This is a genomic window from Cellulomonas terrae (genome assembly GCF_007990265.1).
GTDB classification, from domain to species: Bacteria; Actinomycetota; Actinomycetes; order Actinomycetales; family Cellulomonadaceae; genus Cellulomonas; species Cellulomonas terrae.
Genome location: NZ_BJWH01000010.1, coordinates 1 through 13,375 on the forward strand (window position 1 = coordinate 1; position 13,375 = coordinate 13,375).

Below are 13,375 nucleotides of genomic sequence, written 5' to 3' on the forward strand. Positions count from 1 at the left end.
GACCCGACGGACCCCACGGAACCGACCGACCCGACCGACCCAGCGGGCCCCACCGAGCCGACGGAACCGTCCGAGCCCACGGACCCCTCGGCCCCGACCGACCCGTCGGGCACCGTCCCGCCCGTCGACCCGACGAGCCCGACGCTCGCGGGCGTGACGGTCGGCGTCCCCGCCGCGCAGGACGAGGTGCTGGCCACGGACGACACGTTCCAGAGCCAGGTCCTCTCCGCTCCGGACGGCAGGCTCGCGTCGACGGGCGTCGCGACGGAGTCGCTGGTCGTGGCCGCGCTCGCCGCGCTCGTCGCTGGCACGGCGCTCGTGGTGATGGTCGGCCGTCGCGACGACGACGAGACCGAGAGCTGAACCGCGGCCGGACACGTGACCTGTTCCTCCGGGTCACGTGCCCGGCCCGCTAGCGTGTGAGCGTGTCCACGACTCTGACCACTCCCCTGCCGACCGGCCGCCAGCACGTCCTCGAGCTGGGGGGTCAGCGCGCGGTCGTCACGGCCGTCGGCGCCAGCCTGCGCGAGTACTCGGTCGACGGCCGGGACGTCGTCCTGCCGTTCGGCGAGGACCAGATCCCGCCGGCGTTCTCCGGCGCGGTGCTCGCCCCCTGGCCGAACCGTCTGCGCGACGGCGTGTACTCCTACGCCGGGACGTCGTTCGAGGTCCCGGTGACCGAGCACCTGCGGCACACCGCTCTGCACGGTCTGGTCGCGAGCACGGCGTTCGAGACGGTCGGCTCCAGCGCGACGTCGGTCACGCTCGAGCACGTCATCGTCCCGACCCACGGGTACCCGTGGCCGGTGCGCGTGCGGCTCACCTACACGCTGACGGAGGCGGGGCTGCACGTGTCGGCGGAGGGCACGAACCTCGGCGCGACGACCGCGCCCTACGGGATCGGGTTCCACCCGTGGTTGTCCCCCGGCGACGGCCAGGTCGACGACTGCACGCTCCAGATCGACGCGTCGGGGCACGTGACCGTCGACGACCGGCTCCTGCCGACGGGGACGGAGCCCGTGTCCGGTGACAGCGACCTGCGGACGGCGCGCGTGCTGCGTGGACTCGACCTGGACGACGCGTGGACCGACGTGCTCCGGGACGCGGACGGGCTGTCGTGGATCCGGCTGGGCTGCCCCGACGGGCGCACGGTCGCGATGTGGGCGGACCGCGCGACGATGGCGTGGCAGGTGTGCACCGGCGACACGGTGGCGCAGATCGCCCGGCGCGGGGTCGCCGCGGAGCCGATGACGTGCGTGGCCGATGCGTTCCGGACGGGGGACGACCTGGTGCACCTGGCGCCGGGCGCCGCGCACACGATCACCTGGGGGCTCGCGCTCCTCTGAGTGCGGAGCCGCTGCCGGGCTCAGCCGTCGTAGTACTCGCCGTCGGCCTGGACGCCCTTCTTGTACTCCCAGTGCCAGCGCTCGTACGGGCCGCTGCCGCCGGGCTGCGCCCAGGCGGGGTTCTCCCAGCCGTAGGTCGGTGCGTTCTCGGTGATCCAGCGCCACTTCGTGCCGGACGTCTGGTCCTGGCAGAGGTCGACGGCCAGGCCCCAGCCGTGGTTGCTCTTGCCGGGGACGGCGGCGAGGCCGCCCTTCTGCGCCTTGACGGCACGCTGCGCCGCGAGCGTGCGGTAGCCCCCGCTGATGCACAGGTCACCGCCGAACCGTGCGGCGAACGCCTGGTTGAACTCGGCGAGGGAGACGGCCGCGTCGGCGCGCAGCTGGGTGTGGTTGTCCCAGAGGTTGCACAGGTCGGAGGTCTTGAGGAGGCCGTTCTGGCCGGCGGGACGCATCGAGCCGTCGCAGCCGGGCAGCGCGGACCGGTCCTCGGCCCGGCTGGCGGTGGCCAGTCCCCGTGCCTGGAGCGCGCCGTCGGTCGCCATCAGCGACGTGGGCGGCATCGCGGAGAGCGACGACCCGGCGAGCGCCGAGACGGTCGTGGGGAGGGTGGAGTCGGCCAGTGCGTCGGAGCCGAAGGCCACCGAGCTGGGGACGAGCCCTTGGCTGACCGGGATGACGACAGTGATGCCTGCCAGCACGCCGAGGACGCTGAGCCGTGCGGCGGCGCGCGTGGGCTTGCGGGAGCGGCGCCCGATCGTCCCGTGGGGCGTCGCCTCGAGCTCGGGCACCTCCTCGACCGCCGGGAACGGGGCCGCTGCGACGGGCGCGGACGGTCCGGACTCGGCAGGCCCTGCTTCGAGGGGGATCGCGGTGGTGGCCAGCGCGCGGGGTGAGGTGACCGGCGCCGCGGCCCTGACCGACGTCGGGACGGCGGGAGCTGCGACGGTCCGTCGGGCCGGGGCGGCGGGCCACTCGATCCGTGCGGGCAGGGTGGGCAGCGGCTCCGGGCTGCGCGACGCACTGAACGGTGCGGTGTCCGCCGACCGTCGCGGGGGAGCAGCCGGAGCCTCGACGCGAGCCGGCGCGGTGGGCGCAGGAGCGCGAACCGGGGAGGCGGTCGGCGCACCAGGGCGAACCGGTGAGGCGGTCGGAGCATCGGGCCGCGACATCGGAGCCGACGGCGCCGCAGGGCGAGCCGGCGACGCGGCCCGGGTGGCTGCACGTGGCTGCGGCGCCGCCGACGGAGCGGAGGTGTGCGCCTGCGGTCCGGCGGACCACGCGGAGCGGGTCTGCTGCGGGGGCGTGGACCGGACCGGGGCCTCGGTGACCGGGGCGGACGGGTGGGCCCACGACGGCACGTGGTGCGCTGCCGGGGAGTCGGGATCGGGGCGCGGACCGGTCACGGGGGCGGACCCGGACTCGGACCGGCGCTGGGCCTCGCGGAGCTGGCGACGGGTGAGGGGTGCCGTCACGGGCTCTTCGCTGTGCGACCCCACGACACCTCCAGTCCGTTCACGCGTCTCTGATCTGCCGCGACGTCATCGTCGGGTGCGCTGCGGGCGACCCGGCGACTTGCGGTCACGAAACCATAACGGCTCGTCGACGTGCGTCCAACCCCCTGGACAGCCGTCCAGTCCGGGAAGTGGACATTCCGGACGACACGCGGAGCGACACGCCGATGGAGCGCACGCGATCCCCACATCCGGACGAACGATCAGGAGAGCTGGTCCCGCTGCATCGCGTCCCGCACCTCGCCCACGAGCTCCTCGAGGATGTCCTCGAGGAACACGACGCCGACCGTCCGGCCGTCCTCGTCGACCCGTGCCAGGTGCGCACCGGAGCGCTGCATGGCCGCCAGCGCGTCCTCGACCTCGTCCTGCGGTCCGACGACCGCGAGCGCCCGCACTCGCCACGGTGGCACCGGCAGGCTGCGCGCGGCCTCGTCGGCGTACAGGACGTCCTTCAGGTGCAGGTACCCGGTAGGGACTCCGGCGTCGTCGACGACCGGGAACCGGCTGAAACCGGTCCGGGCGACCAGCCGCTCGACGTCCTCCGGGGTGCTGCCCGCACCGACGGTCACGAGCGAACCGGTCCTGATCATGGTGTCGCGCGCGGTCTTGTCGGAGAACTCCAGGGCGCCGGCCAGCAGCCCCTGCTCGTCGTCGAGGAGCCCCTCCGCCTGCGACCGCTCGACGATGGACTGGACCTCCTGCGCGGTGAACGCGGAGGCCACCTCGTCCTTGGGCTCGACCCCGAAGAGCCGCAGCGCGTGGTTGGCGATCCAGTTGAGCGCACCGATGAGCGGGCGCACGGCGCGGGCCACCCAGACCAGCGGGGGTCCGAACAGGAGCACCGCGCGGTCGGGTCCGGCGACGGCGAGGTTCTTGGGCACCATCTCGCCGAGCACGACGTGCAGGTAGACCACGATCGCGAGGGCGACGACGAACGAGATCGGGTGCGTGAGGCTGTCGCTGACCCCGAGCGCGTGCAGCGGACCTTCGATCAGGTGGGCGATGGCCGGCTCGGCGACGACACCGAGGCTCGTCGAGCACACCGTGATGCCCAGCTGGGCGCACGCGAGCATGAGCGAGACGTTCTCCATCGCCCACAGGACGGTCTTCGCGCGTCGGTCGCCGTCGCGGGCGAGGGGCTCGATCGCGCTGCGCCGGGCGGAGATGATGGCGAACTCGGCGCCGACGAAGAACGCGTTCGCGGCGAGCAGGAGGGCACCGAGGACGAGCGCCAGGGTCGAGCTCATGACGCGTCCTCGTCGTCGGCCTCGACCGCGCGCACGCGAACCCGTTCGACGCGGCGGCCCGCCATGGCCTCGACCTGCAGGAGGACCCCCTCGACGACGATCTCGTCACCGGCGGTCGGGATCCGCCCGAGCTCGGACATCAGCAGCCCGCCGAGGGTCTCGTAGGGCCCGTCCGCGGGGACGTGCAGCCCGGTGACCTCCGCGAGCTCGTCGGGGCGCAGGACCCCGGGCAGCAGCCACGAGCCGTCGGCGGAGCGGGTGGTGGAGGCGCGTCGGCGGTCGTGCTCGTCGGCGACGTCCCCGACGAGCTCCTCGACGACGTCCTCGAGCGTGACCACGCCGGACGTGCCGCCGTACTCGTCGACGACCACGGCCATCTGCAGGCCCAGCTCGCGCAGCTCGACCAGGAGAGGTCCCAGGTGCACGGTCTCAGGCACGCGCGGCGCCTCGACCATGAGCGCGGCTGCCGGGACGTCCGACCTGCGCTCGTACGGGACACCGATCGCGCGCCGCAGGTGCACCAGGCCGACGATGTCGTCGCTCGAGTCACCGATGACGGGGAAGCGGGAGTGCCCGGTGCGGCGGGCCAGGTCGACGACGTCGGCCGCCGACTCCTCCCGACGCACGACGACGAGCCGCAACCGGTCGGTCATCACGTCGACGGCCGTCAGCTCGGTGAACTCGATCGAGTTGGTGAGCAGCGTCGCGGTGGACTCGTCGAGCGTGCCGACCTCCGCGGAGCGCCGCACCAGCGCGGCGAGCTCCTGCGGGGAGCGGCCGCCGGACAGCTCCTCGCGCGGCTCGACCCCGAAGCTGCGCAGGAGCTTGTTGGCGCTGCCGTTGAACGCGACGATGAGGGGGCGCAGGCCGCTGGTGAAGGCGCGCTGCAGCGGCGCGACCATCCGGGCCGTCGGCAGCGGCCGGCTGATCGCGAGGTTCTTCGGGATGAGCTCACCGACGACCATCGAGAAGCCGTTCACCAGGATGATCGCCAGGATCCCCGCGACGATGCCGCCGACCACCTGCCCGAGGACGGAGTCCTCCAGGGGGATCTGCAGCAGCCGCACGACGGCGGGTTGCGTCGTGTACCCGAGCAGGACCGTGGTCAGCGTGATCCCGAGCTGGGCGCCGGAGAGCTCGGTCGACAGGCGGCGCAGGGCCTTGAGGACCGACTGGCTGCGGCGGTCGTCGGGCGAGGTCTGGCTCGCGACCAGGCCGGGGTCGAGGGTCACGAGCGAGAACTCGCTCGCGACGAACACGGCGGTGCCGAGCGTGAGCAGGACGCCCAGCCCGACGAGGAGCCACTCGATCAGCACGTCGTACCGCCGTGCCTACGACGAGCGCCGACCCGGGGGTCGGCGCTGGTGAGGGCAGAAGAGGAAGATGAGTAAGGGCAGAGGTGGCCGGCAAGATCTCCCCCGGGCGCGTCGGCCCGGGCGGGACGCCGGCAGCGACTTGAGCTGCTCATGGTGGGGTCGATCATACGGGCGCTCGGCCGTCTTCACAGGGTCCGCCCACACGCGGGAGCGTCAGCACGGGTTAGACGTGCGTGGCTGTGCCACCCTGGCGACATGGCGAACGTGAGCGGTGGGCCGACGACGGCGCCCGGCGGGGCGGCCGGCACGACGGTCCTGGTGGTGGAGGACGAACCCGCGATCGCGCAGGCGATCGTGCACCGGCTCTCGGCGGAGGGCTGGACGGTCGAGGCGGTCGGCGACGGGCTGGCGGGCGTCAGCGCGGCGTCGCGGCTGCGGCCGGACGTCGTGGTGCTCGACGTGATGCTGCCCGGCATCGACGGGCTCGAGGTCTGCCGCCGGATCCAGGCCGAGCGGCCGGTCCCGGTGCTGATGCTCACCGCGCGCGACGACGAGACGGACATGCTGATCGGTCTCGGCGTCGGCGCCGACGACTACATGACGAAGCCGTTCTCGATGCGTGAGCTGGTCGCCCGCACCAAGGCGCTGCTCCGCCGCACGGAGCGGGCCACGCGGGCCGCCGAGATGGCGTCCGCCGAGCAGCCCGACCCGCCGCTCGTCCTGGGCGACGTCACCGTCGACCGCGCCCAGCGGCGGGTGCTGCGCGGGACGAGCGAGGTGCACCTGACCCCGACGGAGTTCGACCTGCTGCTCGCCCTCGCGGCGACGCCCCGGACGGTGCTGACCCGGGAGCGCCTGCTCGCGGAGGTGTGGGACTGGGTCGACGCGAGCGGCACCCGTACGGTCGACTCCCACATCAAGGCGCTGCGCCGCAAGCTCGGCCCCGACCTGATCCGCACCGTGCACGGGGTCGGCTACGCGTTCGAGCCGAGCGACGGCACCGCGGGTGCCGACGGGCCCGGCGGGGCGAGCGTCCCCGAAGGCGCGTGAACGCACCCCGGCACGTCCGCGGCGAGTTCGCCCGCTCGCGGCTCCCGGACGTCCGGCCGCTCGACCGGCTGAGCTCGATCAAGATCAAGCTCGGCGTCCTCGTCGCGGCGACGGTGACCGCGGCGGCCTTCATCACGTGGCTGGGGCTGTACAACCAGCTGGGTCCGTCCCGGACGCTGCCCATCGCGGTCGCCGGGTCCCTGATCGTCACGCAGCTGCTGGCCCGGGGCATGACGTCGCCGCTGCGCGAGATGACGTACGCGGCGCGACGGATGGCCGCCGGCGACTACAGCCGCCGGGTACGGGCGACGAGCCTCGACGAGGTGGGCCAGCTGGCGGACGCGTTCAACACGATGGCGGACGACCTGGAGCAGGCGGACGTCTTCCGTCGCGAGCTCATCGCGAACGTGTCCCACGAGCTGCGGACCCCGGTCACCGCGCTCCAGGCCCAGCTGGAGAACATCGTCGACGGCGTCACCAAGGCCGACCCGGCGACCATGCAGGCCGCGCTGGCGCAGACCGAGCGGCTCGGCCGGCTCGTGACCTACCTGCTGGACCTGTCCCGGCTGGAGGCGGGTGACGTCCCGCTCGAGATCGCCGACGTGCGTCTGCAGGAGTTCCTGCAGGAGGCCGCCGAGGGCGCGATGCTCGTCGGCGCGACGAAGCGACTGACGTTCCCCGTGGTCGTCGAGCCGGCGGACCTCACCGTCCCGGCCGACCCGGACCGTCTGCACCAGGTCGTCGCGAACCTCCTGCACAACGCCGTGCGGCACTCCCCCGAGGACGACGAGGTGCGGCTCGAGGCACGGCTGGTGGGCACCGAGGTGCGCATCGACGTCGTCGACCACGGTCCCGGGATCTCACGTGAGCAGCGCCCGCACGTGTTCGAGCGGTTCGTCCGGGGCAACAACCCGGCGGTCACCGGGCAGGTCTCGACGGGCGGGACCGGTCTGGGGCTCGCGATCGTCCGCTGGGCCGTCGAGCTGCACGGCGGGCGCATCGAGGTCGCCGACACCGAGGTCGGCTGCACGATGCGGGTGACCCTGCCGGCGGTCAGCCCGACGGTCGCCTGACGGTTGTTCTACTCGCGCTAGAACACTAGGCTCTGCCGGCATGACGACCGACGGAACGATCCGCGTCGAGCACCTCTCCAAGTCCTTCGGCCCGGTCCGCGCGGTGGACGACCTCTCCTTCCAGGTCACCCCGGGGCGCGTCACCGGCTTCCTCGGACCCAACGGGGCCGGCAAGACCACCACCCTGCGGATGCTGCTCGGGCTCGTGCGCCCGACGTCGGGCACCGCGACGATCGGTGGGCTCACGTACGGCCAGATCCACCGGCCGCTGCGCACCGTGGGCGCCGCGCTGGAGGCGGCGAGCTTCCACCCCGGCCGGACGGCGCTCGACCACCTGCGGCTCTACACCCCACAGGTCGGCGTCCCCGACACCCGCGCCGGCGAGGTGCTCGAGCTCGTGGGACTGTCCGCGGCGGCCCGTCGACGGGTCGGCGGCTTCTCGCTCGGCATGCGTCAACGCCTCGCCCTGGCCACCACCCTGCTGGGCGACCCCCGGGTCCTCCTGCTCGACGAGCCCGCCAACGGCCTCGACCCCGAGGGCATCCGCTGGCTGCGTGGCTTCCTGCGCATGCTCGCCGCCGAGGGGCGCACCGTGCTCGTGTCGAGCCACGTGCTCTCCGAGGTCGAGCAGACCGTCGACGACGTCGTCATCATCGCCCGCGGCCGCCTCGCGCACGCGTCCTCGCTCCCCGACCTGGCCCGCATGGCCCGCGTCCGGGTCCGCGCGGTCTCGCCCGACGCCGCCGGTCTCGCCACGCTCGTCGAACGCGCGTCCTGGACCCGCACCGACGCGGGTGATCCCCGGGTGGCCGAGCTCTGGGACGTCGACGCCGCGACGGTCGGCGCCGCGGCGTTCGCCGCAGGGGTCGAGCTGCACGAGCTCACCAGCCGGGACGCGGGACTGGAAGGGCTCTTCCTCCAGCTCGTCGGCGCGGTCGAGACCGCGGGGGTGGCTGCCTGATGCGCGCCGCCCTGCTCACCGAGTACCGCAAGCTGGTCACCACCCGGCTGTGGTGGATCCTCCTGCTGTGCATGGCCGTCTACATGGCGTTCCTGGCCGCCGTCCTCGGCTGGGGCATCACGCAGGGCGGCGGGATGGCGGGCCCCGGCCCCGGCGGCGGCGAGGACGACCTCGTCCTGGCCCCGGACGCCGTCGTGCGGGCCGTCTACACGATCGCCGTGACGTTCGGCTACGTGTTCCCGCTGCTGGTCGGCGCGCTCGCGGTCGCCTCCGAGTTCCGCCACCAGACCATCACCCCCACGCTGCTCGCCGAGCCGCGGCGGACGCTGCTGCTGTCCGCCAAGCTGGTCTCGGCCGGGATCGTGGGGCTGGTGTACGGCATCGTCGGCACGCTCGCCTCCGTCGGCGCGGGCGCCGCCGTGCTGACCCTGCTGGACCAGCCGACGTTCCTGGACCAGGCCTCGACGTGGCGGACGATCGCCCTGTCCGTCCTCGCGCTCGCGCTGTGGGCGGTCGTCGGTGTCGGGTTCGGCTCCGTGCTCACCAACCAGGTCGCGGTCATCGTGGTGGTGCTCGCGTTCACGCAGTTCGTCGAGCCGGTCCTGCGGTTCGTCCTGGCCCTGACCAGCTGGGGGGCCGACGTGGCCGCGTACCTCCCGGGCGCTGCCGGCGAGGCCGTCTCGGGCGGCAGCTTCTACTCCGAGACCGGCGTCGGGTCGCTGCTCGAGTGGTGGCAGGGCGCCCTGGTGCTGGTGGCGTACGGGGTCGGGCTCGCCGCGATCGGGCGCGTCACGACCTTCCGCCGCGACATCACGTGAGCCTGCGCGGGCACCAGCACAACCATGACCTCGCAGGGGTGCCGACAACCTCGCCTTGAGGGCGCGCGAACGGGCACGTTGCCCCCCGTTGACCCGCGTGTGCTGACCAGGTGAAGACGGCTGTGGATCCGTCCCGAACAGGCGTCCTGAGGCCGGTCGGAGTGCGCGGAGGCCGTAGTGTTGTCATCAACAGAAGTAGCAGTCGGACTAGCAGAGGCGCGGTCACGAACCGCAGCGGAAGTGGGCGATCCCAGCGTGACCCAGATGGCGGATCCTGACTCGACGCGTGCCGTTTTCGGCGCAAACGAGTGGCTCGTGGACGAGCTGTTCGAGCAGTACCAGAAGGACAAGAACTCGGTCGACCCGGCCTGGTGGGACTTCTTCGAGGGCTACAAGCCCGAGGAGGCCTCCACGAACGGCTCGGCCCCGGCGCAGGCACCGGCGAACGGCGTCCCGCAGCCGGCCGCGCCGCCCCGCGGCGCCCATGCGGCTCCGCCGGCACCGCCTGCCGCGCCCGCCGCCGCCGCTGCTCCGGTCGCACCCGCGCCCGCGCCCGCCCCGGCCGCGCCGTTCGTCGAGCCGCCCGCGGTGACGTCGCCCATCGCGACCGCCCAGCCGGCCACGGCCCCGTACGCGCAGGTCGCCCAGCGGACCTCCACCGCCGACGAGACCGAGTCCGCGGACGACGTCCAGAAGCTGCGCGGCCCGGCCGCGCGGGTCGTGACGAACATGGAGTCCTCCCTCGAGGTCCCCACGGCCACCTCGGTGCGGGCGATCCCCGCCAAGCTGATGGTGGACAACCGCATCGTCATCAACAACCACCTCGCGCGCGGCCGCGGCGGGAAGATCTCCTTCACGCACCTCATCGGCTTCGCGATGGTCGAGGCGCTGGCCGAGATGCCGGCGATGAACACCTCGTACACGCTGGCCGACGACAAGCCGAGCGTCCTGACCCCCGCGCACGTCAACGTCGGCATCGCGATCGACATGTCGAAGCCGGACGGCACGCGCCAGCTGCTGGTCCCGTCGATCAAGAAGTGCGAGACGCTCGACTTCGCCGGCTTCTGGTCCGCGTACGAGGACGTCGTGCGGCGCGCCCGCGCCAACAAGCTGACGGTCGACGACTTCGCGGGCACCACGATCTCGCTGACCAACCCCGGCACCATCGGGACGGTCCACTCGGTCCCCCGCCTGATGCAGGGGCAGGGCACGATCATCGGCGTCGGCGCCATGGACTACCCGGCGGAGTTCGCGGGGACGTCCGAGGACGCGCTGAACAAGATGGGCGTCTCGAAGGTCCTGACGCTCACCTCGACGTACGACCACCGGATCATCCAGGGCGCGCAGTCCGGGGACTTCCTGCGGATCATCAGCCGCAAGCTGCTCGGCGAGGACGGCTTCTACGACCGCGTCTTCGCGGCCCTGCGCGTCCCGTACGAGCCGGTCCGGTGGGTGCGGGAGACCGCCGACGCCGATGCCGACGCGATCAAGCCGGCCCGCATCGCGGAGCTGATCCACTCGTACCGCTCGCGCGGCCACCTCATGGCGGACACGGACCCGCTGGCCTACCGGCAGCGCAAGCACCCGGACCTGGACGTGCAGACGCACGGCCTGACGCTCTGGGACCTCGACCGGGTGTTCCCCACCGGCGGCTTCGGCGGCAAGCCCCGCGCCAAGCTCCGTGAGGTGCTCGGCCTGCTGCGCGACTCGTACTGCCGCACGGTCGGCGTCGAGTACATGCACCTGCAGGACCCGCGGCAGCGCAAGTGGCTCCAGGAGCGGCTCGAGTCGGGCTACGCCCGCACGCCGCGCGAGGACCAGCTGCGCATCCTGCGCCGGCTCAACGCGGCGGAGGCCTTCGAGACCTTCCTGCAGACCAAGTACGTCGGTCAGAAGAGATTCTCGCTCGAGGGTGGCGAGTCGGTCATCGCCCTGCTCGACGCGATCCTGTCCAAGGCCGCGAACAGCGGGCTCGACGAGGTCGGCATCGGCATGGCCCACCGTGGCCGGCTGAACATCCTGGCCAACATCGCCGGCAAGTCCTACGCGCAGATCTTCAGCGAGTTCGAGGGCAACCAGGACCCCAAGTCGGTCCAGGGCTCGGGCGACGTGAAGTACCACCTGGGCACCGAGGGCACGTTCACGGCGGAGTCCGGCGCGACGACCGCGGTGTACCTGGCCGCCAACCCGTCGCACCTCGAGGCGGTCGACCCGGTGCTCGAGGGCATCGTGCGCGCCAAGCAGGACCGCATCGACCTCGGTGGCGACGGGTTCTCCGTGCTGCCGATCCTCATCCACGGTGACGCGGCCTTCGCGGGCCAGGGTGTCGTGTTCGAGACGCTCAACCTCGCACAGCTGCGCGGGTACCGCACCGGCGGCACCATCCACGTCATCATCAACAACCAGGTGGGCTTCACCACGGGCCCGTCGTCGTCGCGCTCGTCGCAGTACGCGACCGACGTCGCCAAGGGCCTGCAGGTGCCGATCTTCCACGTCAACGGGGACGACCCCGAGGCGTGCGTGCGGGTCGCAGAGCTGGCCTTCGAGTACCGCGAGCAGTTCGACCGCGACGTCATCATCGACATGGTCTGCTACCGCCGCCGAGGTCACAACGAGGGCGACGACCCCTCGATGACGCAGCCGCTCATGTACAACCTCATCGAGGCGAAGCGCTCGGTGCGCAAGCTCTACACCGAGACCCTGGTGGCGCGCGGCGACCTGACGATCGCCGACGCCGAGCAGGCGCTGCAGGACTACCAGCAGCAGCTCGAGCGGGTGTTCACGGAGACCCGCGAGGACGGCTACACGCCGGCCCCGCCGGAGGCCGAGGCCGTCAAGGGCCTGGAGCGTCCGGAGTCGCAGCTCGAGGACGCGGGCGTGATGGTCGGCTGGAAGACCGCCGTCGACGCCTCGATCCTGGAGCGGATCGGCCGGGCGCACGTCCGTCCGCCGGAGGGCTTCACGGTCCACCCGAAGCTGGCGCAGCTGCTGGCCAAGCGCGAGGCGATGACCCGCGAGGGTGGCATCGACTGGGGCTACGGCGAGCTGCTCGCGTTCGGGTCGCTGCTGGTCGAGGGCACGCCGGTGCGGCTCGCCGGGCAGGACTCTCGTCGCGGCACCTTCGTCCAGCGGCACGCGGTCATGCACGACCGGGACACCGGTGCGGAGTGGACGCCCCTGCTGTACCTGTCGGCCGACCAGGCGAAGTTCTGGGTCTACGACTCGTCGCTGTCGGAGTACGCGGCGCTCGGGTTCGAGTACGGCTACTCGGTCGAGCGTCCGGACGCCCTGGTGCTCTGGGAGGCGCAGTTCGGCGACTTCGTCAACGGCGCGCAGACGATCATCGACGAGTTCATCTCGTCGGCGGAGCAGAAGTGGGCGCAGCGCTCGTCGGTGGTCCTCCTGCTCCCCCACGGGTACGAGGGCCAGGGTCCGGACCACTCGTCGGCGCGCATCGAGCGGTTCCTGCAGCTCGCGGCCGAGGACAACATGACGATCGCGCAGCCGTCGACGCCGGCGTCGCACTTCCACCTGCTGCGCCGCCAGGCCTACGACCGGCCGCGTCGCCCGCTCGTGGTGTTCACGCCGAAGTCGATGCTGCGCCTGAAGTCGGCGTCGTCGGACGTCGCGGACTTCACGTCCGGGACGTTCCGCACGGTCATCGGCGACGACCTGGCCGCCGCCAAGGCGGGGCAGGTCACCCGCGTGCTGCTCTGCTCGGGCAAGGTCTACTGGGACCTGCTCGCCCACCGCGTGAAGACGGGCGACGAGCACACCGCCATCGTGCGGCTGGAGCAGCTCTACCCGCTCGACGCCGAGGCGGCCCGTGCCGCGGTGGCGCCGTTCGACGGTGCCGAGCTGGTGTGGGTGCAGGACGAGCCGCGCAACCAGGGTCCGTGGACGTTCCTGTCCATGCACCTACCGCAGCTGCTGAACCGCACGCTCCGGGTGGTCTCCCGCAAGGAGTCGGCGTCGCCGGCCGCGGGGTCCGCCAAGAAGCACCAGGCCCAGCAGGCGAACCTCATCGAGACGGCGTTCGCGCGCTGACGACCG

The 13,375-nt window shown here is 72.7% G+C and carries 9 protein-coding genes and 1 pseudogene; 7 read left to right on the forward strand and 3 right to left on the reverse strand.

Features of this window, described 5'->3' with window-relative positions; genetic code table 11:
* Positions 1 to 363, forward strand: a pseudogene (locus CTE05_RS20745) (hypothetical protein); the annotation flags it as partial.
* Between the two features lie 62 nt (positions 364 to 425).
* On the forward strand, positions 426 to 1,346 hold the full coding sequence (locus CTE05_RS10630; protein WP_246123515.1) for an aldose 1-epimerase family protein: 921 nt from the start codon (positions 426 to 428) through the stop codon (positions 1,344 to 1,346).
* Positions 1,347 to 1,366: 20 nt separating this feature from the next.
* Here the strand turns inward: CTE05_RS10630 and CTE05_RS20445 are convergent, their stop codons facing one another.
* The 3 genes from CTE05_RS20445 to CTE05_RS10645 form a co-directional block, all read right to left on the reverse strand.
* Positions 1,367 to 2,134, reverse strand: a complete 768-nt coding sequence (locus CTE05_RS20445) for a M15 family metallopeptidase (protein ID WP_222595460.1) — start codon at positions 2,132 to 2,134, stop codon at positions 1,367 to 1,369.
* 926 nt (positions 2,135 to 3,060) lie between these two features.
* On the reverse strand, positions 3,061 to 4,104 hold the full coding sequence (locus tag CTE05_RS10640) for a hemolysin family protein (RefSeq protein WP_146846109.1): 1,044 nt from the start codon (positions 4,102 to 4,104) through the stop codon (positions 3,061 to 3,063).
* Positions 4,101 to 5,420, reverse strand: a complete 1,320-nt coding sequence (locus CTE05_RS10645) for a hemolysin family protein (RefSeq protein WP_146846110.1) — start codon at positions 5,418 to 5,420, stop codon at positions 4,101 to 4,103. The genes CTE05_RS10640 and CTE05_RS10645 overlap by 4 nt, the downstream gene beginning before the upstream one ends.
* A gap of 255 nt (positions 5,421 to 5,675) precedes the next feature.
* Between CTE05_RS10645 and CTE05_RS10650 the strand changes: the two genes are divergently transcribed.
* The 5 genes from CTE05_RS10650 (at position 5,676) to CTE05_RS10670 (ending at position 13,369) form a co-directional block, all read left to right on the forward strand.
* Entirely contained in the window at positions 5,676 to 6,470 is a 795-nt protein-coding gene (locus CTE05_RS10650) for a response regulator transcription factor (protein WP_146846111.1), read from the forward strand.
* Positions 6,467 to 7,543: a sensor histidine kinase gene (locus tag CTE05_RS10655; RefSeq protein WP_146846112.1), complete on the forward strand. Its 1,077-nt coding sequence runs from the start codon at positions 6,467 to 6,469 to the stop codon at positions 7,541 to 7,543. Before CTE05_RS10650 ends, CTE05_RS10655 begins: the two co-directional genes overlap by 4 nt.
* Before the next feature lie 40 nt (positions 7,544 to 7,583).
* The gene (locus CTE05_RS10660; RefSeq protein WP_146846113.1) at positions 7,584 to 8,504 is read left to right on the forward strand and encodes an ATP-binding cassette domain-containing protein; all 921 of its coding nucleotides are present in this window, start codon (positions 7,584 to 7,586) and stop codon (positions 8,502 to 8,504) included.
* On the forward strand, positions 8,504 to 9,322 hold the full coding sequence (locus CTE05_RS10665; RefSeq protein ID WP_146846114.1) for an ABC transporter permease: 819 nt from the start codon (positions 8,504 to 8,506) through the stop codon (positions 9,320 to 9,322). The genes CTE05_RS10660 and CTE05_RS10665 overlap by 1 nt, the downstream gene beginning before the upstream one ends.
* 264 nt (positions 9,323 to 9,586) lie before the next feature.
* Positions 9,587 to 13,369 (forward strand): multifunctional oxoglutarate decarboxylase/oxoglutarate dehydrogenase thiamine pyrophosphate-binding subunit/dihydrolipoyllysine-residue succinyltransferase subunit, encoded by a 3,783-nt coding sequence (locus CTE05_RS10670; RefSeq protein WP_146846115.1) that lies wholly within the window; start codon positions 9,587 to 9,589, stop codon positions 13,367 to 13,369.
* The last annotated feature ends 6 nt before the right edge of the window (positions 13,370 to 13,375 follow it).